Consider the following 19,286-nt stretch of genomic DNA (forward strand, 5'->3'; position numbering starts at 1 on the left):
ACCTCTTAGATTTTAATGTTTTTCAAACCCGCAAATGGACCTTCTAGACTACTTGGCGCGGCATCCATAACCGGATTCTGTGTGAATGCAGAGGGCTTTTGTGTTGCTAGTATATCTACCATGCCTTTATATGCGGTTTTGTCGTATTTCTTGGGGTCATAGCCTTTATTTTTCAATGCATGCGCATAAATCGCTTCGGCACTATCAAAAGCCATGATGTCCAGCTCTCCCACCAGCGAACGGACTTTTTGCCCAGCTTCATTGAGTGCCTTAAAATGCACCTTAGTTTGTTCAATGGCCTGCTGGCGAATAGCGTTAGCATCCATTGTGATTTTCGGCTTATGATCCATGGCGGTTGTATTCTCCTTGTTTTCTCCCGAATTTTCCCCAACCGGATTATCGTTCACCGAATTGGGTTTTTCCTGACCGTTGTCCCCAACGGGCGCTGAGGTTGATTCGCCTTCTGCCAGTTCATGGGCAAACTGCATACCACCAATAAAGGTCTGTACAGCAGCTTCATCATCTGTTGCCAATCCTAACTCCGTCATTTTTTTTCTGACGGCATCGTTATCTATTACGAACTCAGTCGGCTTCTGGTTTTCAGTTGACTGAGCCGCATTAGGATCGTCCTGTGTAATCGCGGTGTTATTCTCAACACTACCGGGCACTTGGTTTTCCTGTGGCATTGTCTGTTCCTGTAATTGAGACGGTAAACCGTCATGTACGTACACATCGGGACCAGCCCGACCTTCTTTGACCAGTGCTACATGATTCCCTCGGATATTTCTCATCACGAAATCATATGTAGCCCCGTTAAACTCACCCGATGTGAAATCAGGTTCAAAAAAATAGCCGCAACTGAGTTCCTTTAACGAACCATTCTGAATGGCATCAATTGCCATCTGGTCTGTTACGGTTAATGCGTTATCCAGATAGGGCGATTCCCATACTGGCGTTGTGCCAATAGAGCCTAATCACCACAATCAGTTCCAGCATTTGGCGGACAATATCAGTCACTCCAGTTAGTGGAGTTTCCAATTTGATGATATCTTCCATTTCTTTATCAATCGCCAGAATGCCATCGTTTGAACGAACGGAAGCCAGATAAGCTAATCGGCCGTCCAGTGATTTAGTCGCGTTTGGGTTGGTCAGAATGTCTTCCATGTTGGTTTTTAATGCTGTCAGAGAAAACTTCTCCAACAACCGTGCGGCAGAAGTTCGACTGTCTTGAAAGTGGATCACATAGTCGTACAACAATTGTGCCTGTGGCATTCCCATAAAGTTGTATGAAGGCTTAAGTAGAATCGGTACTTCATTGCCGCAAATGCGTATTAATCGGGAACTATGAACCTCTTTACCCAATATCCACCATGTATCAGGATTAAAATAGCGAGGACTCAGTGGGTCAGTGCTCTCATATCTGCCGGGAAAAATATTGATAGGCTCCACCAGCACAAAGCGTTTAAAGTTTTTCAGCTCTGCTGATTTTTCTGAGATATCCAGCGGCACCAGTAATTGGTTATCTGTCGCCTCCGTATCAATGAATATCAGGCAGCCACCGAAATAACCGTTAAATTCACCTGCCTTATGGAAGATATCTTTCACCTTGAAGTCGATCAGTGCATCTTCAATTTTCTTTTTATCTTCGGGGCTATCTAACAACTTAATTTCTATCCACTCCCGCGTCATATCATCAACCACGGTTTCAATACAGGCTCTGATTAGTCCGTTCTGTGTGAGTGATGATAACGCCGCATAACCCATAAATGATGGCCCCAGCGCATAACCCTGTCCATGCTCCCATGCATGCTGGATAAGGGTATAGGCTCCTGCTGAGCTTAAAGAGGCATCCATAGCTAGTGTTGCTTCTTTCGGTGCCCCCAGTGTTTTTGCTGGACCATAGATACTCTTAACTTCTTCATACGTCGGGATATATTTCTCTGATTCCAGTTTGTCTGCTATTGCTTGAGACAAAGCGAATCCCCGCCGTGACCTTGCCACCTGACGTTTTTGTTTTCTTATCATATGATGTTTACCGACGAATGATGCGTGAATGGCGCACAGCCTGATTAACGATGCCTGGGTTCATACTGATACCCCGCTTTTTCTGATACAAATCGCGTAGTGCCTGTGTCATGGTATCCACCACGTCATCATGTGCGCCGACGGGGAACGTGGTGATTTCATCCACCGCCTCGGTGATCCACGGTGCGATATCTTTATGGGGCAAAAAGATGTTTCCGGCTTCCCATTCAGCCGTAACCGCGTGGGCGCGGGCAACCTTGCTTCCGTCCGGCTCGACGGGGATCAGGCCGGATACGGTGTTTTTGAGTGAATTAATCACCGCGGGGCCATTGGCTTTATCTTCCACCAGCTTACGGCGACCATCGGGGAATTGGTCAGCCATTTTCTTGACCGCTTTCAGGGTGGCTGTAAAACTCATACGTTCGCGCACTTGATGCAATAGATAGGAGTTAGCACCTTTCTTACCCCAGACCTGACCCACAACATAGTCAGTGCCTTCACTATCCTTAAAGGTCATATCCCAGCTATGGATAACCCGATCGAATTTCTCAGGTAAATCTTTAGGCAGGTAGTATTTCACCCAATCCTCTTTGAAGATTGTGCCGCCGGACGGTTTAGGTGATTGCTGGTACATTGCTGACCAAAAGTAATCACCCAATATCGTTTTGGTCTCTAACAGCTTATCTATCGGGTGTAATTCCGGCACCAGCGCTTCGCCTTCCTCATTGATAGCAGGGAATGCCAGCACCTTCGCTTTTGAACTGATTTCAATCACCTTACCGGACAAGTCGTCTGTTGCCCAGCGCGTCGCCATGATGATTTCGCCGCTGTTTTTCGACAGGCGCGTCTTGAAGGTGGAGACGTACCAGTTCCAGATGGCATTTTTGGTTGTTGGGCTTAATGCCTCTTTAGCGTTTTTAATCGGGTCGTCTATGATGCCTAAATCAACTTTCTTGCCCGTTAATGGCCCACCAACACCCGCTGCAATATAAGATCCTTTGTTACCCACAATCTCGAATGTTTCGCTGTTTCTTTTCGCCATTGTCTCAATGGTCACAACCCGCTTTGGATTCAGTGATGACGCTGGAAATAGATTGCGATACTCCTCACTCACCATGATGCGCTGCACGTCACGGTTCATGTCAGAAGCTAAATCTTTGCCGTAGGACAAGCCAGCAACACGCTTATCCGGGTATTTACCAAAGAAGTACGCTGGCAGGTAACGCGAAACAATATCCGATTTACCATGCTGTGGCGGCGCACCCAGTATCAGGATTGGGCGTTTGCCTGCCATCATATCAATCAAAAATTCATCCAGTGCCGCGCAAACCTGACGCGAGAAATCACTGGTGATATAGTCAGGGTTTATATACTGAATGAACTCATGCAGACTGCGCCGGGCAATCTCTCTTTCGATAGCCTCATCCAGCATTGCATTATCGATATCCATGTCGGTGCCCAAAGTGAGAAAAATACGCGGTTCGCGCCAAAATCACGGTGAAATGATTTTCACGTTTTTGATAACAAATCAGTAACAAATAAAGATACTGAATTTGACGGGAAGATTTGAAGTTTTAACCGTTTGGGTAGCGAATTTAACTGAACTCAAAATCGCATGTTCGTGTTAGAGCCATTATGTTAAATAGGGCTACTTTTCACGATTTTTTCTCAATTCCTGTAGCTGCTCAAAACTCAGGTGACTGAGGTCGATATTGTTCGGGGACATTGAGCCGTCAGTAGAACTCAAATCGACTTTTTTCGCTGATTCCCAACCAAGCAGTTCCGCCAGCTGTTTAATGGCGGTTTTCGGATCATGTAGCTTTAACTTGATGCCGTCTTTTCCGGTGGTCAGTTCTGAAATGGCACTGAGTGCTGCTGGGTTCTGCAAGGCTGAATCTTTAAATTGCCAAGTAGCCTGAAATACGGGCTTACCTTCGTCGTCTTCCCCTACCTGACTGTTACGGAAGTCGGCGATATCATGAATAGATACACGCCCCATTGCTGATAAGCGTTCTAAGGCTTCCTGACGACTCATAACCGCATCAGAAACCGCCTCTTGGTTCATGGCATCGAGAAACGCTTTAACGTTAGGATTTGTTAGGATTTCACTTGCACAAGATCTTGCTGTTTCTTCCGTTTTTGCCTTGTAGCCAGCCTGTTTGTAGGCATCTGTCTGATTCAGTCCTTTTAAGATACCTAACACGAATTTTTGCTGTTGTTTTGTTAGGGCATCAAAAAGAACTTGCTGCTCATTGGTGAGTGTAGGTTTCTTTTGTGCCATTGTCTTGATTCCTTACTTCGATAAGTAACAAGCTATCTTCATGACCTGCTCTAATTCTTCGTTATTGAGTCCGTAGTATCGTTTGAGTTTGACGATATCCAGCAACATCTTAGCCTTGGCTTCTTCTTTAGGAGCGATATCAGGCAAAGGTCTGATCGGGCGCAGTCCCGGTGGTATCTGGTGCTCAGGCATATTTACCTCTCTTTGGTTGAATTCAGAATAAACAACTGGCTCTATTTATATAAACCCCCTATCGGAGCGAGACCATTTCAGCCCAAAACTGACACAAACCTCTATCAAGCACCCGAATATGGATGCTTTGCAGAATTTTATATAATGGGTAATCACTCTAAATTTATACCTTTGTAACTCTCTGGCGGGATCAGCGTTCCATATTCATCTTGCACACCAATGTCAGTTAGCATGTCGCCATATTGATGAACGAGAGCATTCATGTACTTAATCCCTCTACTGTTCAATTCCGGCACTTTGCCACCGCAAATAATAGCTCCCTTAATCGGAGTGGCGTCAAATTCTTTCAATAGCTTTGAGTAGAATCGCGCTCGATAGCCATCATTCATTCTGTCTTTGGGGTATCCATCTAACAGGCCCCATAGAAAATGTTTGCAGACTTCAATGTCGCCAGTTTCATACCGATAAATAGGGCGACGCCATGTCGCCACTAAATGAAGTAAGTACGCCTCGGCCACTCGGCTACAAAAGAAATCGCATGGTGATATATTATCTTTCATTAGTGATTACCTCTTTACCGCCACCAATCAACCCAAGAGCCACCTGACCGAGGTCATTAATCAGCTTTTCAGCCTTATTGAGGGTAATCAGGTCATCTTGTCGCTTTCTCAGTCTGCGGCCAGCATCAGAGGAATCCTCGTCAGACGCCTTTTTTGCCAAAACAAGCATGTCTTGTAGTTGTTGGATGGTAAATCCGAAGCCAGATTTCACCTCAAGATCAGTCATGTGATCGAACACCTGAGCTTGTATAGCTAAATCATATCAATATGACATAATATCTAAACCTAAGATGACAAGGCATAAAATGAGATGGGCTACAGCTTAGATTTTCGAAAGAGAGTATTGGCATACAAAGACAAGCATTCGTTGACTTTTGAACAAACGAGTGCCCATTTTGAAGTCTCCATGCGCACCTTGTTCCGGTGGTGCAATCAGATAGAACCTTGCATGACCCGCAATAAACCTGCCACGAAAATCCCTGATGCAGTGCTCATGGCGGATGTCCAACACTTTCCCGATGACTATCAATGGGAAAGAGCAAAACGTTTAGGTGTCTCACAATCGGCTATTCATTATGCCTTGAAACGGCTTCGGATCACCCATAAAAAAAACGTTAAAACACCCTCGCGCTGATCTTCAGGCTCGTCAGGTATTTATCGAGCGCATCAGCGACTATGAGCGGGCTGGCAGGCCGATTGTGTATTTGGATGAAAGTGGTTTTGCTCAGTCGATGCCACGTCAACATGGCTATTCGGAAAAAGGGTTACGCTGTTTTGGTTCGCATGACTGGCACGCAAAAGGCCGTATCAACGTCATTGATGCCATTCTCGAAAATACCTTCGTCACCTTAAGCTTGTTTACCGAGAATATTAATGCCGATGTTTTTTATGCGTGGATGACACAAGATTTGCTGCCAAAGCTTCCACACGGCACCGTGATAGTGATGGACAATGCGCCTTTCCATAAACGGAATGACACGGCACAAGCGATAGCAGACAGCAGATGTCAACTGGAATGGCTTCCCGCTTATAGTCCGGATTTGAACCCAATAGAACACAAATGGGGCGGAGCAAAAGCGATCAGGAGGCAAAAAAGATGTTCGGTTGATGAGTTGTTTACGGAGCATATTGAATATGTCAGGTTATGATGATTCTGCTATAACTCATAGCTATAGCTCATTGCCATCAGACAAGACTCACGCTTGGGGAATTTATATCCTGGGTAAATCTCGCCGTTCTGTTGGTTCTTTATGGGGTGTGAGAAATTTTTCGCACACCCCTCCCCAAGCACTTTTGGCACCTTTTTAGTGAAATCTGAATGACGTAATTTTTTGTACTTTTTGCACGGGAACGCTAATCCCTCTGCCTCTGCTTTAGCCTTACGGTCAGCATTGATGTAATCCACCATTTCCAAGCTGGTCATGGTCGGTGCTTCTGTTACGGGAAGATTGGCTTTATTCGTTTTGACTAATTTCATCGGGTATTTTCCTTATAGAAAGCCGAACTTGTTCACACAGAAAAACCGCCCGCAGAAATACCCTATTAATAACGGTTTTCTCAGGCTCGACTTTCTGTAAGGCTCTGCGTTTTTATTGGTATGCGTGTGAATGCACGGTGAAATTCAGATATAAAAATGCCACCATCCCGTGTGCGTTGGGTACGCGATGGGAACGAGGTGGCAGCATGGGTTATTTCTTTAACCACTCAAGGGAATGGGCAAAGAAATATTCACTTTAGTTTCAGAGGGTAACTAATTGTTAAGCATTATTCGCTTGTTATTAGATAAATATAGAATTAAGTATTTCGCACATGTGTTTTTGAGGAGGTCGTTATGCCGATAAATCCACGAGATCCATTTAGAACCAAAGACCCGCTTGTAAGAAGCAGGCGAGTTTCCTGTGCTCAAACGGTCACTACGCATTCACAGCCCCATTCTCTCGGTGCTGATATTCTTGACGTATATTTAGAGTATCTCATTGAATGTAGGTTCTTAAGTACAGATAGAACCGGAAGATTAACTATTAAAGCCACATTCGCTGACTTAGCTTATGGGTCTATTAATATGTCGAATATAGACAGATATCTATACCTGCTTGGATTTACTTCAGAGCCAACATTCAGAGGAGTTAAGTATGTACAGACCCGTTATCCGAATGTTCATAGCTTACCCGATTATGAAAAAAACGTTTTACCTGCAATAAAACGGGCGTGGATCGCTAACCCGCCGTATTAATTTCATGTAATTACTCATGAAATCCATAGACTATGAGTTACCTGAAGTTAAAGCATCGCATCCTGCCACCTCAGTATCATTTGCTCTGGGGTGGCAGGTTATTATTTGCCATCTGATTGTTGCCGATACATCATAATCACTAAGCCGCCTTTCGTAGCTATCTTCATAGTGTGACCATCCTGTATCCGGTCAAGTTGGTATGCATCATACAGCTCGTTAACAGCTTTTTGCTTTCGCTCTTCCTTGCGGCGATTGTAATAGGCACTGACCAGTAGGCCGCCCAACCAGTTCATCGCCTTAAGCAAAATATACAGGTAACCAATTACCATGAGACCGCCTGTCATATAGCCAATAATCATCTCACCCATTATTTCCTCTGCATTCAGTATTTACATAATCCTGCAAATATCTCAGTTTTGCCCGGTCGTTGATGATGCCTTCTCGGATATCGAGAACAGTAGATCCAGTTTCTCCAGTGAGTTCGACGGTGGTTGAATCGACCACGCTGCCGGAGGTAACGGTTTCAGACACGGGGCAGGTGGCTTTGATGCGCAGCTTGCGACGGCCAGCGGCAACATCAGCCCGAAGAGTATCGATTTCAGTCTTGGCATGGGCGAGTTCCTGAGTGTGCTTGGTGTTTAACTCTGTGAGGTGCTGGATACGTTCTTGCTGCTCGTTTATCGCGATGACCTGTCCGTCATACACTAACTTTAAGTTATGGTATTCTTCGGCCTTGCCCCGATACTCACCGTAATAGAACCAGAATGCACCAGCGAGCAACCCCATGATACCGAAAGTGAAGTAGTGGCTGTTGAATTTCATAGCATCTCAAGCGCCCGTTCGAAGATGTCATCAGAATAAGGCTGCTTGCCGTTCTCCATCTGGATCATCGCTTTAGTCAATGCTGTCATGATGGATTTGTCGTTAACATCAATCACGGCATGACTGGATACACCGACTGTTTGGCTCACATACGTGATGTAGCTCTCAGTGTCATTCTCATTTGGTGGTGCCCAGCGGGAAATAAACTGGCGGATGGTATTATCGCCGTAGAGTTTCACGTAATTGTGCAGGATTTTGAGCATTGCCCGAATACCGTACTCTGGTGCGATAAACTGACAGAATGACTTATCAGTCTGCCTGCTGCACAGTCCCTGCCATTGGTCACCATGGCGGATATTGCCCGGATTGTTATTCCTAATACCTCTGGTCACTCTTTACCTCCCAAGCGTTTATTAATGGCACGAACAGCAAACTCACGCAGCTTCTCAACACCAATAAACCCAATGGCACCGCCAATAGCCGGTGCAAAATTGGCAGGAATGCCGAACATCTCCAATCCACTGGATACACTCCATGACAGCGCACCACACAGTAGTGCCTCGACCCAGCGGTTCTTTCGTTCCACGCCGTCATAAATCAGGCGCCCGTAACAAATTAATGCCGCCAAAACAGAGCCGGATATTTGCGGCCATGAGTTTTTCAGGCCGTTTAATATGTCAGCCCATAAATCAGGATTTTCTTTCATCTTCATATTCCACCCCATCTGAACAATGGGCGTCCGTGGGGTGAACGATGGTTACCCCTGTGAGTTGGTTAAAAGTAATGGGTTGATAGTTAAGGTAAGCTGTTAGATCAGCCAAAAATCAATCAACCCGCAGAGGGATGGCTGATTACCTCTAAAAAGGAAAAAATATGATTGTCATTGGCGGGCATAGAATGTCACCAGAACAAAATTTTCTTTATGACAAGTCCCAATTAAGCTATGAATTAACTGTTGCAATAATTGAGTTTCTTATCTCAGAATCCGCTAATCCAGAAGAGACAAAGAAGAAGTTAGAAAAGATGGTATTAAAACACGTCTCAAGTCACGCAAGGGGACATGCTGGCAAGGACTTAATCAACCTTCTGAAATAGCAAATCAAGGTGCAAGTGATTGCACCTTATTAATATGACTCACAAATTCTAACGACTTACTTTTAGCCCACTCTGTTGCTCTGAGTTCAAAATCTGAAAACGTCGATCTTTCATTATAGTCTTCGACATAAAATAATTTTACATGAGGCGTTTCATGAAAAAGGACTTCATCTTCTTTTTGCAGGCAAACATAAACATCAGCTTCTAGTGTTGCCACTCGTTTAGAAGAAAAAGACAATATGCTTTGCTGTTTTATGCCATCATTGTTTTTAAATTCCAATCTCGAATTCACTTTAGGAAAATTTACTATAATCTTCATCATTCACCTCGCTAGTGAGTTAATAGGGGTAAGATTGGAGTGTTAAGCTTGATCAAGCTTAAATACCTTAAACCCACCCATTTGAGATTCAGCTTTGTATTTTTCAATACTTATTCTCATTCTTTGCTTTCCCAATTCTGTTAAGTTAAGTGGCTTACCCGATTCATTTAAGTAATCCATAGACGCTTTTATTTGCTTTTTCATCTCAGTACTGGCTAATTTGTAAGTGTCCTCTAAATTTTCGGGCAACTGAACCAGTATGTAATTTAATTTAATATTTTTATTTTTACTCACTATCATTGCCGCTTCGCCCGTCGTTGCTGAACCCGCGAAGAAGTCTAAAACGATATCGCCATCATTAAGGGATTTTAAAGAGCCAATCAGTTCAGTCACGAGCTTTAATGGCTTTTTCCCATTTTTGAAAGGTACACCACCTTCGTTATTAAGCCCTGTAGTTTTAATGTGAGACCAAAGATCGCCAGGATGAACAAACAGGTTATCAGAGGCAAATATTAATTGCAGTCTGGGGTTTTGGCTGGTTTCTGGGTATGTTCCGCGTACAAGATACACTAACCCCTGAGCTGACTTAACAGAGAAAACGCCACTTACTTTCTTGTTCTTCTTCTTTTCTTCGCTTAGTTTGTAAACACTACTGGATTTGACGCACTGACATATTCGCCAGCTATTATCGAAAAGCCATTCATTCTTTTTGGAAACGGGTCCTTTATATACTTCGGACAAAGACCTTAAGGTTACCCCTGATAAAATTTCATCTAATTTTTTTAACTGCTCGTCACTAAGATACGCCGAATCTTTTATCGCGTCGTAAAAGTCCCTATTCTCCCTGCTAAAATTATCCAAATATATATTATACTCCGAGTCCCACCCAGACTTCTTTATGGGGGTGAATTCAATATTATTGATACCACTCGGTTTTATCGCAATGATATATTCTTTTAATTTTGGAATAGTACCTTGCTTTTTGACGCTGGCCATTTTGAGGCCGCTGGCTTCACTCATTTTAATGACAATAACTTTAATGGCGTCGTATCCAAATATTTCTTCGCAAACCTTCACTAAATTAAAGACTTCATTATCATCTATAGAGATATATATCATTCCTTCTGGGTGAAGTAAGTTTTTAGCAACGAGCAACCGCGGAAACATCATATTCAGCCAATTTGTATGACGCCGACCCGATGTATCACTGAACCGGTCTTTATAGATAAAATCCTTGCCCGTATTGTAAGGCGGGTCGATATAAATCATCTTTATTTTCTTGTGATAAGACTTTTGCAATATCTTAAGCACTTCAAGATTGTCACCTTCAATAAACAGGTTCCCTGTGGTATCCCAATTCACACTCTCTTCTTTACAAGGGCGCAAAGTGCCTGTTGGTGGCACTTGGGCTATTTGGCGTGCGCGAGCCTTACCCTGCCAAGTGAAGTTATAGCATTCTTCAATTGCCATCAACGAGTTCCCTGTAATGAATAGGTCGCCAGCCGCAATAAGAGATACTGAAGTTCTGGAAGTGATTGCGGTGGCATAAACAGAAAAGACCGCTTAATGCGGCCTTTTATTAATTCATTAAAAAATATATTTTAGGAAGGGCTATTTGTCCATATCCAGCGTTTTGTTTTCTTCTTTTTTTAATTTAGATTGAAATGCGTAATAAGTACTGGTATCGAATAAAGAAATAGACTCTATTTGTTCTCTTGGTAACGCATGACGATAGTGATAAACAGATAATGGTTGCGAGTCAAACGTGATATTATTTTCAAAATAATGTATCGCATAGTTATTTTCAATATAAAAAGTTAATGTATCTTTATCCCTGTATCCACTCAAGAAGGGAAAGATAACTAGCGTAGCTGTATCTAATGATTCAAACCGTGACTCATCAACCATGCCTACATAAACCTTCCTTGACTTCAAACTCACCAAAACTAACAAACCCATATCTATTGATTCAAGCAAGATCTTTTCCACGGAGTTATGTGAGGCAATTTCTCTATACAACTTTCTTCTTTTTTCCGGATTGCTAAATTCTTTAGCTGCATCTCTAGAAGAAGAGATACATATAGCAATAGTCATTCCTAGGGTTAAAAATAAAGGCATTTTTAATCCCAGAAAGCTAGAGTTGAAAATAGTAAAAGCAAATCGAAAAGGAGTGCACTCGCAACCTAAATATAACGGAATATTTAGGAAAAACATGAGCAAGAACAATATAATCCATACTACTATTGATAAAGCAATACCTTGGATAAGGAAAAGGCTTCCATTGAGAGCGACATCAAAGTAAGCATTCCAACCAATGGCTTCTTTTTGCTTAAAGCGGGAAGGCAAGTGGTTACTCGTGTAAAAGTAACCACACACCAAGACAACTAAAACAAGAGCAGCTCCTAGCATTGTTTAGTAGCCTTTTTTTTATACTTTTCACTTACAGCTTTTACATTTGCGCGAAAATATTCTTGAATTTCTTTGTTGTTGGGGTTTAGTGACAGATTTCCATATTCATCAACAATAATCTTCCCCTCATCCTTTGTACTGCTACAAGAAGGAGCTTTCGTGATTCGCGTCAGTATCTTATCAGGAGATGCTGTAAAATATCTTATCGCTCTTGCAAATTTAGTCATATCCTCCCCCTTATAACTGGTAAAAAAATCCAATTACGCATATTTATGCTCTGTATTGTAGCACGTCATAAAATTCCATCTGGGAACACGATAAGCGAAGTTAACAATATTTAGCGACACAATTAAAGAAGATAGCAACAATCGAATGACAATTACCCGATCATCAGAAGATAACTCCTAATTGATCACTTAAATACATCATTTCAGATATAAATTCTTTATAATTTCAATTTATAGAATAAAATCCCAATTAATGATGAAAACTTAATAATTACGCCCATGTTGATATTAAATCACTTTAAACCTATCGCTCCACAATACTCTCAGTTGCTAATAGATTTTATAAATTCTCATGACTTATTTTAACTGAATGCCTTTGTGTGAAGGTTATTACAATTGGTTGAAATAAATGCCATGTCAACCATTATTCAAATGCCTTGAATTTGAACCGTTCGGAATTCCTAACTATTTGAATTTGTTCCGATGCCGGAATTCCGATATCGGGATTTTGAACTACTGCATATTTTGCAGGAGTTGAATAAAACCATCGAACTCATCGCACCATTCGAACTCATCTTTCATGAGTATTCTCTCCCGATCAGTATGTTGACCGCATCACCCAAAATCACACTTAACCTATTGATTTAAAATTGATGTAGGTGTTGACCGACCATGATCGAGTTGAGCTGCAAACTCTGAGTTGACGACTGGTAGAAATGAAAAAACCCCGCGAGTGCGAGGTTTGGAATTTATTCCGACCTCTCAGCCGGAGTGGTTGGAGTCCCAGACCTAAGTCGAAGTAACCAACTGGGCGGAATCGATAACAAGCGCCGCCCCGATTTGCCTTGTTACCCGCTCTTTCGCTTCTTGCTCCGAGCATACCTAAAATATACACTCCCATAACTTTTTTTCAAGTTATTTCAGAAATATTTATTGTTTCTATTCCTTTTTGTGAGCGCTCTCGCACTATTTCATCCTGCAACACCATATAAACTTTGGCATGAAATAAACTAATACACCATTTCACCCGATCAATACATTGTTTGATGGTCAACCACGGAGCAATGTCACTCTGCATATAATTTGCGAGAGTTTGCACGGTGTTTCTGCGAAGATAATAATCAGTGGCGAGGACATATACAGGGTTGGACTTACTAAAAGCTTTTAAGATAGCCTGCTCTACAAAATCAGCTTCATCTACATCGTTGGCGCGTTGAAACATGTCGCTGAGTGATTGCTTGGGAAATAAAATCATGTGGGCTTTTTTCAGTAATTCTTCCCCTCTATATCCGGCAGTTCTTAGGCTATCGAATACATCCATAAACTTCTCTTGCTGCTCTCCTGACCACCCACTTACAAATCGCCATATTCCATCGCAGCCACCACCGCCATATCTTCCAGAATAGGCCGAGCCACCCATTTCATCAGCCCATAGTGATAAGATTGCTTTGACCCATCGCTCCTGTGCTGGCGTTAATCTGCGCACTTTGCCTAGGTATGATTTCCTTGGCGCATTGGCTACATGCCTGTAGCTGTTAATATCCCTCATCTCACCTCCGGCAATACTGTGTGATACCTATCATTGGCGGTGCTAAACATGATCCTGACACCCTGCATGATCTCACCAACAACAATGGCGCGGTCTTTGGACTGGATTATGTTGTAGTCTCGGTTGTATTTCTCTTTTTTATGTCTAGCGTCTTCGATAGCCTCATAAAAATCATCAAAGACTATGCTCATGCGGCCTCCTGTCTCAGTATTTTTAATTTCTCCTGAAACTCAGATTTAATTGACTGGCATTCCTCAATCGTCCATCGGTGGCGGTCATGATTGGATTCGATACTTTCAACCTCCTCCAGACCGATACGCCGGATTAACTCCACCCGATATGGAACCAGATTCCCCGATTTATGTTGGTTGCAGACAATGCACTGACGATGAATATTCCGTTCATCAAATCTCAGTTGCGGCGCTGCGGAGGTAGTCCGATAATGACCCGCATCCCATTGAGCAGACGTGTAGGCGCCACAGGAAACGCACGGTAAATCGCGGTCTCGTTCTCTGATATAGGCGTTTACGGCTCGTTGGGCTTGTTGAATCCAGTAACTGCGGGGTTTTACTGCTAGGCGTCTGGCTCTGAGTTTGTCGCGGGCTAACTTCTGTTTGATTTCATTATCTTTCTTTCGTCGTCGTTCCAGTTCCTCCTGTCTTTTCTGCTCTTGTTTCTTGGCTCTGGCTATTGCACATTGGATTGAGCAGGTATTTTGTAATTGCCGCTCTGGTTCATACCGCTCTCCGCATTCCTTACATTTCCGTTGTCGAAACTTTGCCACCCTATCCCCCTAACACCAGTCCCATCATTAGTGATAATGCGAACCAAAATCCGATGAATATGAGGTATTTCACCGTTCCTGCTCCTGTTTGAGTTTCATATACTCTGAGTTTTCGGGTACTGTCACGAAACAACCAATACCCACAGCCCACTGTTCAACCTGCTCCATGAATCGAAACATTTCGCCAGTGTCTAATTTGGAGGTCTGGCGCAGTGTTCTGACGTGCTCAACCTCCTGAGTTCTGGCATCAATCCGCTCCACCACCTCATAGCCCAAGAATGTGTGTTTCATCATCTCTTTAACTTCATCTGGTGAAAATTTCGCCCCGTTAGATTTCAGATAACGACTAATCTCACCGAACCACATATGCGCAGTCGCGTTCTGAGATAGGCTTCTGGTGTTTTTCCACGGTTTGATGATGATGCGGTGGGGTTGTTGCGTTTGGAGTGTTTCTTTCAGGATTTCCCATGCTTGGGATTTGTTCGATTCATGGAAACAAAAATCAGCTTCCATCTAACCTCCTATAATCCCTCGAAAATAGCATCCTCTTCTTTCCATTTCAGTAGATCACCCTCAGTACATCGCTGGTGACACGGTGGCTCAACTCTCGATTGTAAAAGGCCAAGTGATAAGAATAATTACGGAGAGAGGAACCAAAACAAACGTCGCTATTGATATTCGAATTAGTAAATTCTTTGCTCCTTTTTTGGCTTTTTTCATCTCAAAAGTCCTTATTAATTTATGACTTAATCTTAGATTCGTAGGGGAACATTTTGATGAATTTATAAAGTGGCGCACTGCTCCAAAATCCATCGCATCTACCTAATTGTTCGTAATAAACGCTATATCCTTTGGATGTTTTTTTTAGCCTCCTAACTACAACTGCTTTATCTGGAGTGCTATCAATTTTCGGGTAGAACGCCCTCTGTTCAATATCCATTAAGTCACTGGCAGTTATGCAGGAAGCAGCAACTGATGAGTATTTGCTTGTTTTGATTTTCATTAAAATGCCTTACCGCCAGATTTGGCGCGATTTTCTCGTTTATGGTCTGCCCGATGCCTGTTGTATGCTAATTTTTCAGCAATCGCGCCCTCAATGTCATAACCAAATGCCTCTGCGTAATCCAAAATACGGATGACAGCATCAGCCAGTTCCACCTCAGCCATAGGGCGATGAGGCAAATGATCATCCATCAGATTTTTGCGTTCCCCCTCCATTGCCTCGCTGATTTCGGAGTGGATTAAACAGAGCAATGTTCCGCGTTCACGGGGATTATCCCACCAACCAGCGTCAATATTTTGTTGGTGGATTTGTTGTTGTAGCTGTTTGATTTTCATTCTTCCCCCTGTAATTTGCTCTTGTGAACCCAATAAATATCATTCATCCTTACGTAACCAGCAGCAGCCATGCACTCTTCATGCAGCGATTTGATTTTGTCATAACATGTGCGGCCATTATTTTGTAAATCAGCCTCATACAGTCGGGATAGTTCATCCCAGATAGCAACTAACGGCTGCCATTGCGGGCATTTATCAGCTACCAGAGGTAGATATTCAGCTAGTCTGGGGATCTGATTGATGAGCCTATAACAACGTCCAAAATCAGCAACATCATGTGGCATATCCCATCTGTAAACGACGCCTTCATTCAACCCTAGCGCTATGCTGACTATGGTTTTTGATGATATTCCGGTGTCCTCTCCCAGCGCCCAAATTGCGATTTGTTTAATCTCGGTTTCAGTTAATTTCATCTCAAAAGTCCTTATGGTGGGGTTAAGCTGCTCGCTGACGTGATCGATAACTCTCCCACGTAAACGCCAAAGTGCATCCGCCACCGTCATTCATGCGATCCAGTACGCGCTCACCGATAAATTCAGATAACTCATCTTTAGGTAAGTTACTGAGCAGAATTGTTGGTTTCATGGATTCATAGCGGTTATTGATAATTTCAAAGAGGATTATTTTTTCCGCGTCGCTACCGAACTGAACACCGATTTCATCAATAATCAATAAATCTGGTGTTGAGTAACGGTCAATGACCTCTGATTCTGTTAGATCAGCACCTTTAGCCCACGTTGATTTAAAATCGCGAGCTATCTTGATTGCTGACGTGAATCTGACTGACGATTGATATTCCTGAATAACATGCTTTCCGATAGCAATAGCGAGGTGGTTTTTTCCGGTTCCTGGCATACCACACATCACCAACCCGCCTCCTTGCTTCAGTCTGTCCGGCCATTTTGTCGCATAGGCTTTGCAAACCTTCAAACACCGCTCTGCTTCACGATTGACGGGGTCGTAGTTATCCAAACTCGCCCTTTCAAATCGTTTGGGTACATCGAATTCAATCATGAGGTTTCTTAGTGTTTCAGCAGATACCCATTCGTTGTGTCTGGCTATCTTGGTTTCCATCTCAGCTATGCTCTCATTCAAGCAATGAGGACATTCAGTGATCGCTTTGATTTTAGGCATCTTTTCCATGTATCGTACGTGACACTCAAATTCACCATGTGTCTCGCATTGTTTTATGGATGTATTAGTAACAGCGCCTTCAAGCGGCGTGAATCCCTGCGTGGCTCTCTCCAGTCTTGATTTCAGGGACTCTAATTCAGTTTGATAATTCATCTAACCCTCCGCCCAGTTGGGTATGTCTGTTTGGCCGTAGTTGCGATCTGAGAAGTTTCCAGTAATCCGCTTGGCAGGTTTAATTTTGCTGCCTGCTTGTACGTTCTGGTAATTCAGTTTCTGGCTGGTCGTCACAAACCAATTCTTGGGCTTCTCAGCCTGAAACTCGATATCCAGCCGTTGGAGTTGAGTATCCAGATCGATGTGAGGGAAAATCTTTTTCCAATTGGCATAGTCTTTTGGGTTAAGTTTTATTACCTCTCCCCTGAACGAATATTTACTTTCCCCACGAGGAGCTTTAGCGACTTTCGCTATTGTTTTTATAGGTTCATTGACTGGTTCAAAAGAGTGACTGGTTCTGGGTGCAGAATTTTCACTAGGGGGTGGTGCAATACTTTCACTAGGTTGGTGCAATTCTTTCACTACCCCTAGTGCAGAATTTTCACTAGGGGGTGAAATTTTTGCACCATCTAAATCTAAGATGTAAATATTGGATGAATTGCCTTTTTCACCCTTTCGATAAACCTTTTTGACCAAACCTTGTTCACATAAGACGTCAATATGATTAATGACACTTCTTCGGCTCATTTCACACTGATCTGCGATATTCTGGTACGATGGGAAGCATTCGCCTTTATCATTGGCGTTATCGGCTAATTTAATAAGCACCATCTTCCTTGCTGTACTTCCTACTTTTATTTGCATGGCCTTAGCCATTAAAATCATGCTCATTTTCTTATTCCTTGATTGTCACTTTCACCAAGGCTCGTGATTATTCAGGTACGTAAAATTCCTAAAGTGAAATTACAGTTAGACTTTGTTTAGAAAATAAAAAGAGAGTTCAACTATCCTGAGATAGATGATGGTTGATAACGACATAGCATCATGATGGTCGGCCTTTACGGGGTATAACTCCCCGATTGCCTGAGTTTTACTCGGCGCGATTTCAGTTTGCTAGGGTCACACCAGCAGCCTGTCGTGAGGGCAGATTGTTAAAGAGCGATGACATTTACTTCATTGGGAACAAGTGCGGAAGATCAGGTCTAATTTGATGCGCCTTAACCTTCCCTCCTGTAGCACTTACGATCCGACTAACATGTTCAGGAGAAACCTTTGATTTGTTATGCAGCCACTTATAGACCGCTTGTTGCGTTATACCGCATGCTAAGCCTAGTTTTTTCTGTGACCCAACAACATCAATAGCGGTTTTGATTACATGGTTCATGAAAACCTCCGTTGTTATTTATAGATAATATAAAACTATAGTTGTTATTTGACAACAACTAAATTCGTTTGAAAAAACACAACCCAAGTTGTATTTTGCAGATATGAAAACGACACTGGCAGAAAGATTAAAAAAAGCACGCAAACAGGCTGGTCTATCGCAAAAAGCGTTAGGCGAGCGTGTTGGTGTAACTCAAGCCTCCATCCAAAAATTGGAAGGAGGAAATGCTTTAAGCTCAACAAAACTGATTGATATAGCTAAAACTCTTGGCGTTAGCCCTGAATGGCTTTCTGGTGCTAGAGAAGATTCTGACACCACTTTAGGAATCCGGGCGGGCACCTCCATAGAGGATGAATCTAAACGTGATTCCCAATACTACAAAGTTGAAGTATTTGATGTCCAAGCAAGTGCGGGAAGAGGCGTTATGGTTCGAGATGAATTTATTGAAACGATTCGTTCTATTGAATACGCAAATGGGGAAGCTAAGTCACTATTTGGTGGTAGACCAGCAGAGCATATAAAAATGATTGCTGTTAATGGTGATTCGATGGCTGGTACGTTTGAGTCTAAGGATCAGATATTTGTTGATGTTTCAGTGAAGCATTTCGATGGGGATGGGATATATATTTTTATTCTTGGTAATCAAATATATATAAAGAGGTTGCAACTACAATACAAAAAAATGGCGATTATCTCAGACAATAAAAAGTATGAAACTTGGTACTTAAATGAGCATGAAGCTAGCGAGCTTTTTATTCAAGGAAAAGTTTTAGTCAGTCAATCACGCGCATATAGGTTTCACGGTTAACACCATAGGCTGCACTTCGCGGCCTCCTAACCAACCTCACAAATTAAGCGATTTCTTATCAAAATGTTAGAGGATAGATAAATTACATATAGATGACATAATCAATGTTTGCTATATTGACAATATGCTTAA

The 19,286-nt window shown here is 42.7% G+C and carries 28 protein-coding genes and 2 pseudogenes; 4 read left to right on the forward strand and 26 right to left on the reverse strand.

The genetic code is table 11. The annotated features are described in order from the left end of the window. Positions 1-5 precede the first annotated feature (5 nt). From Xish_RS01525 to Xish_RS01555, 7 genes are all read right to left on the reverse strand, one after another. A complete protein-coding gene (locus Xish_RS01525; RefSeq protein ID WP_099116399.1) occupies positions 6-965 on the reverse strand; it encodes a DUF2213 domain-containing protein in 960 nt (319 codons plus the stop codon). Beyond that, the gene (locus Xish_RS01530) at positions 925-2,025 is read right to left on the reverse strand and encodes a phage portal protein (protein ID WP_099116400.1); all 1,101 of its coding nucleotides are present in this window, start codon (positions 2,023-2,025) and stop codon (positions 925-927) included. Before Xish_RS01530 ends, Xish_RS01525 begins: the two co-directional genes overlap by 41 nt. Before the next feature lie 7 nt (positions 2,026-2,032). Then, complete coding sequence (terL, locus tag Xish_RS01535; protein ID WP_099116401.1) at positions 2,033-3,475, reverse strand: phage terminase large subunit; 1,443 nt, start codon at positions 3,473-3,475, stop codon at positions 2,033-2,035. Positions 3,476-3,673: 198 nt separating this feature from the next. After that, entirely contained in the window at positions 3,674-4,306 is a 633-nt protein-coding gene (locus Xish_RS01540; protein ID WP_099116402.1) for a terminase small subunit, read from the reverse strand. 12 nt (positions 4,307-4,318) lie between these two features. Beyond that, positions 4,319-4,498, reverse strand: a complete 180-nt coding sequence (locus tag Xish_RS01545) for a hypothetical protein (RefSeq protein ID WP_099116403.1) — start codon at positions 4,496-4,498, stop codon at positions 4,319-4,321. 152 nt (positions 4,499-4,650) lie between these two features. Beyond that, a complete protein-coding gene (locus tag Xish_RS01550; RefSeq protein ID WP_244185881.1) occupies positions 4,651-5,016 on the reverse strand; it encodes a hypothetical protein in 366 nt (121 codons plus the stop codon). Positions 5,017-5,047: 31 nt separating this feature from the next. Next, positions 5,048-5,284 (reverse strand): hypothetical protein, encoded by a 237-nt coding sequence (locus tag Xish_RS01555; RefSeq protein ID WP_244185882.1) that lies wholly within the window; start codon positions 5,282-5,284, stop codon positions 5,048-5,050. An 84-nt stretch (positions 5,285-5,368) separates the two neighbouring features. Between Xish_RS01555 and Xish_RS01560 the strand changes: the two genes are divergently transcribed. Together Xish_RS01560 and Xish_RS01565 are read left to right on the forward strand one after the other, a co-directional pair. Then, a complete protein-coding gene (locus Xish_RS01560; protein WP_099116405.1) occupies positions 5,369-5,692 on the forward strand; it encodes an IS630 transposase-related protein in 324 nt (107 codons plus the stop codon). Positions 5,693-5,714: 22 nt separating this feature from the next. Further along, positions 5,715-6,206, forward strand: a complete 492-nt coding sequence (locus Xish_RS01565; protein ID WP_244186088.1) for a transposase — start codon at positions 5,715-5,717, stop codon at positions 6,204-6,206. Positions 6,207-6,217: 11 nt separating this feature from the next. Here Xish_RS01565 and Xish_RS01570 read toward each other — a convergent pair. From Xish_RS01570 to Xish_RS01595, 5 genes and pseudogenes are all read right to left on the reverse strand, one after another. Further along, positions 6,218-6,535 (reverse strand): annotated as a pseudogene (locus Xish_RS01570) (Rha family transcriptional regulator); the annotation flags it as partial. 857 nt (positions 6,536-7,392) lie between these two features. Continuing rightward, a complete protein-coding gene (locus Xish_RS01580) occupies positions 7,393-7,659 on the reverse strand; it encodes a DUF4752 family protein (RefSeq protein WP_244185847.1) in 267 nt (88 codons plus the stop codon). Further along, positions 7,652-8,113: a lysis protein gene (locus Xish_RS01585; RefSeq protein WP_099116175.1), complete on the reverse strand. Its 462-nt coding sequence runs from the start codon at positions 8,111-8,113 to the stop codon at positions 7,652-7,654. Before Xish_RS01585 ends, Xish_RS01580 begins: the two co-directional genes overlap by 8 nt. Further along, positions 8,110-8,505 (reverse strand): structural protein, encoded by a 396-nt coding sequence (locus Xish_RS01590; RefSeq protein ID WP_099116406.1) that lies wholly within the window; start codon positions 8,503-8,505, stop codon positions 8,110-8,112. The genes Xish_RS01585 and Xish_RS01590 overlap by 4 nt, the downstream gene beginning before the upstream one ends. Further along, positions 8,502-8,825 (reverse strand): phage holin, lambda family, encoded by a 324-nt coding sequence (locus tag Xish_RS01595; RefSeq protein WP_244185884.1) that lies wholly within the window; start codon positions 8,823-8,825, stop codon positions 8,502-8,504. Before Xish_RS01595 ends, Xish_RS01590 begins: the two co-directional genes overlap by 4 nt. Positions 8,826-8,986: 161 nt before the next feature. On the opposite strand from Xish_RS01595, the gene Xish_RS01600 reads away from it, so the two are divergent. Next, positions 8,987-9,208, forward strand: a complete 222-nt coding sequence (locus Xish_RS01600; RefSeq protein WP_038193254.1) for a hypothetical protein — start codon at positions 8,987-8,989, stop codon at positions 9,206-9,208. Positions 9,209-9,212: 4 nt separating this feature from the next. Here Xish_RS01600 and Xish_RS01605 read toward each other — a convergent pair whose 3' ends face one another. The 14 genes and pseudogenes from Xish_RS01605 to Xish_RS01670 all read right to left on the reverse strand — a co-directional run bounded on the left by Xish_RS01605 (position 9,213) and on the right by Xish_RS01670 (position 18,346). Further along, positions 9,213-9,530 (reverse strand): hypothetical protein, encoded by a 318-nt coding sequence (locus tag Xish_RS01605; RefSeq protein ID WP_141553928.1) that lies wholly within the window; start codon positions 9,528-9,530, stop codon positions 9,213-9,215. A gap of 39 nt (positions 9,531-9,569) precedes the next feature. Continuing rightward, positions 9,570-11,015, reverse strand: a pseudogene (locus Xish_RS01610) (site-specific DNA-methyltransferase); the annotation flags it as partial. 123 nt (positions 11,016-11,138) lie between these two features. After that, on the reverse strand, positions 11,139-11,936 hold the full coding sequence (locus tag Xish_RS01615; protein ID WP_099116409.1) for a hypothetical protein: 798 nt from the start codon (positions 11,934-11,936) through the stop codon (positions 11,139-11,141). Beyond that, positions 11,930-12,163 (reverse strand): hypothetical protein, encoded by a 234-nt coding sequence (locus Xish_RS01620; RefSeq protein WP_099116410.1) that lies wholly within the window; start codon positions 12,161-12,163, stop codon positions 11,930-11,932. The genes Xish_RS01615 and Xish_RS01620 overlap by 7 nt, the downstream gene beginning before the upstream one ends. Before the next feature lie 910 nt (positions 12,164-13,073). After that, positions 13,074-13,712, reverse strand: a complete 639-nt coding sequence (locus Xish_RS01625; protein ID WP_099116411.1) for a hypothetical protein — start codon at positions 13,710-13,712, stop codon at positions 13,074-13,076. After that, positions 13,709-13,903: a hypothetical protein gene (locus Xish_RS01630; RefSeq protein WP_099116412.1), complete on the reverse strand. Its 195-nt coding sequence runs from the start codon at positions 13,901-13,903 to the stop codon at positions 13,709-13,711. Before Xish_RS01630 ends, Xish_RS01625 begins: the two co-directional genes overlap by 4 nt. Then, complete coding sequence (locus Xish_RS01635) at positions 13,900-14,496, reverse strand: recombination protein NinG (protein ID WP_099116413.1); 597 nt, start codon at positions 14,494-14,496, stop codon at positions 13,900-13,902. Before Xish_RS01635 ends, Xish_RS01630 begins: the two co-directional genes overlap by 4 nt. Before the next feature lie 69 nt (positions 14,497-14,565). Beyond that, positions 14,566-15,009, reverse strand: coding sequence for a YbcN family protein (locus tag Xish_RS01640; RefSeq protein ID WP_099116414.1), 444 nt, complete (start codon positions 15,007-15,009; stop codon positions 14,566-14,568). 226 nt (positions 15,010-15,235) lie between these two features. Next, positions 15,236-15,499: a hypothetical protein gene (locus tag Xish_RS01645; RefSeq protein ID WP_099116415.1), complete on the reverse strand. Its 264-nt coding sequence runs from the start codon at positions 15,497-15,499 to the stop codon at positions 15,236-15,238. Continuing rightward, entirely contained in the window at positions 15,499-15,834 is a 336-nt protein-coding gene (locus Xish_RS01650) for a nucleoside triphosphate pyrophosphohydrolase family protein (protein WP_099116416.1), read from the reverse strand. Before Xish_RS01650 ends, Xish_RS01645 begins: the two co-directional genes overlap by 1 nt. Next, positions 15,831-16,247 (reverse strand): hypothetical protein, encoded by a 417-nt coding sequence (locus tag Xish_RS01655; RefSeq protein ID WP_099116417.1) that lies wholly within the window; start codon positions 16,245-16,247, stop codon positions 15,831-15,833. The genes Xish_RS01650 and Xish_RS01655 overlap by 4 nt, the downstream gene beginning before the upstream one ends. A 22-nt stretch (positions 16,248-16,269) precedes the next feature. Continuing rightward, entirely contained in the window at positions 16,270-17,121 is an 852-nt protein-coding gene (locus Xish_RS01660) for an ATP-binding protein (RefSeq protein WP_099116418.1), read from the reverse strand. Beyond that, positions 17,122-17,853, reverse strand: a complete 732-nt coding sequence (locus Xish_RS01665) for a helix-turn-helix domain-containing protein (protein WP_099116419.1) — start codon at positions 17,851-17,853, stop codon at positions 17,122-17,124. A 277-nt stretch (positions 17,854-18,130) separates the two neighbouring features. Continuing rightward, the gene (locus tag Xish_RS01670) at positions 18,131-18,346 is read right to left on the reverse strand and encodes a transcriptional regulator (RefSeq protein ID WP_099116420.1); all 216 of its coding nucleotides are present in this window, start codon (positions 18,344-18,346) and stop codon (positions 18,131-18,133) included. A 103-nt stretch (positions 18,347-18,449) separates the two neighbouring features. Here Xish_RS01670 and Xish_RS01675 point away from each other — a divergent pair, with 103 nt between their 5' ends. Then, complete coding sequence (locus Xish_RS01675) at positions 18,450-19,154, forward strand: XRE family transcriptional regulator (protein ID WP_099116421.1); 705 nt, start codon at positions 18,450-18,452, stop codon at positions 19,152-19,154. Positions 19,155-19,286: the final 132 nt, after the last annotated feature.

Origin of the sequence: Xenorhabdus ishibashii, assembly GCF_002632755.1 — a bacterium.
Taxonomy (GTDB): domain Bacteria; phylum Pseudomonadota; class Gammaproteobacteria; order Enterobacterales; family Enterobacteriaceae; genus Xenorhabdus; species Xenorhabdus ishibashii.

Excerpts from the sequence above, each read along its gene's own strand:
- Xish_RS01530 (WP_099116400.1), bottom strand. The coding sequence starts at position 2,025 with ATGATAAGAAAACAAAAACGTCAGGTGGCAAGGTCACGGCGGGGATTC.
- terL (WP_099116401.1), bottom strand. The coding sequence starts at position 3,475 with ATGGATATCGATAATGCAATGCTGGATGAGGCTATCGAAAGAGAGATT.
- Xish_RS01540 (WP_099116402.1), bottom strand. The coding sequence starts at position 4,306 with ATGGCACAAAAGAAACCTACACTCACCAATGAGCAGCAAGTTCTTTTT.
- Xish_RS01545 (WP_099116403.1), bottom strand. The coding sequence starts at position 4,498 with ATGCCTGAGCACCAGATACCACCGGGACTGCGCCCGATCAGACCTTTG.
- Xish_RS01555 (WP_244185882.1), bottom strand. The coding sequence starts at position 5,284 with ATGACTGATCTTGAGGTGAAATCTGGCTTCGGATTTACCATCCAACAA.
- Xish_RS01560 (WP_099116405.1), top strand. The coding sequence starts at position 5,369 with ATGGGCTACAGCTTAGATTTTCGAAAGAGAGTATTGGCATACAAAGAC.
- Xish_RS01580 (WP_244185847.1), bottom strand. The coding sequence starts at position 7,659 with ATGGGTGAGATGATTATTGGCTATATGACAGGCGGTCTCATGGTAATT.
- Xish_RS01585 (WP_099116175.1), bottom strand. The coding sequence starts at position 8,113 with ATGAAATTCAACAGCCACTACTTCACTTTCGGTATCATGGGGTTGCTC.
- Xish_RS01595 (WP_244185884.1), bottom strand. The coding sequence starts at position 8,825 with ATGAAGATGAAAGAAAATCCTGATTTATGGGCTGACATATTAAACGGC.
- Xish_RS01600 (WP_038193254.1), top strand. The coding sequence starts at position 8,987 with ATGATTGTCATTGGCGGGCATAGAATGTCACCAGAACAAAATTTTCTT.
- Xish_RS01605 (WP_141553928.1), bottom strand. The coding sequence starts at position 9,530 with ATGATGAAGATTATAGTAAATTTTCCTAAAGTGAATTCGAGATTGGAA.
- Xish_RS01615 (WP_099116409.1), bottom strand. The coding sequence starts at position 11,936 with ATGCTAGGAGCTGCTCTTGTTTTAGTTGTCTTGGTGTGTGGTTACTTT.
- Xish_RS01620 (WP_099116410.1), bottom strand. The coding sequence starts at position 12,163 with ATGACTAAATTTGCAAGAGCGATAAGATATTTTACAGCATCTCCTGAT.
- Xish_RS01625 (WP_099116411.1), bottom strand. The coding sequence starts at position 13,712 with ATGAGGGATATTAACAGCTACAGGCATGTAGCCAATGCGCCAAGGAAA.
- Xish_RS01630 (WP_099116412.1), bottom strand. The coding sequence starts at position 13,903 with ATGAGCATAGTCTTTGATGATTTTTATGAGGCTATCGAAGACGCTAGA.
- Xish_RS01640 (WP_099116414.1), bottom strand. The coding sequence starts at position 15,009 with ATGGAAGCTGATTTTTGTTTCCATGAATCGAACAAATCCCAAGCATGG.
- Xish_RS01645 (WP_099116415.1), bottom strand. The coding sequence starts at position 15,499 with ATGAAAATCAAAACAAGCAAATACTCATCAGTTGCTGCTTCCTGCATA.
- Xish_RS01650 (WP_099116416.1), bottom strand. The coding sequence starts at position 15,834 with ATGAAAATCAAACAGCTACAACAACAAATCCACCAACAAAATATTGAC.
- Xish_RS01655 (WP_099116417.1), bottom strand. The coding sequence starts at position 16,247 with ATGAAATTAACTGAAACCGAGATTAAACAAATCGCAATTTGGGCGCTG.
- Xish_RS01660 (WP_099116418.1), bottom strand. The coding sequence starts at position 17,121 with ATGAATTATCAAACTGAATTAGAGTCCCTGAAATCAAGACTGGAGAGA.
- Xish_RS01665 (WP_099116419.1), bottom strand. The coding sequence starts at position 17,853 with ATGAGCATGATTTTAATGGCTAAGGCCATGCAAATAAAAGTAGGAAGT.
- Xish_RS01670 (WP_099116420.1), bottom strand. The coding sequence starts at position 18,346 with ATGAACCATGTAATCAAAACCGCTATTGATGTTGTTGGGTCACAGAAA.
- Xish_RS01675 (WP_099116421.1), top strand. The coding sequence starts at position 18,450 with ATGAAAACGACACTGGCAGAAAGATTAAAAAAAGCACGCAAACAGGCT.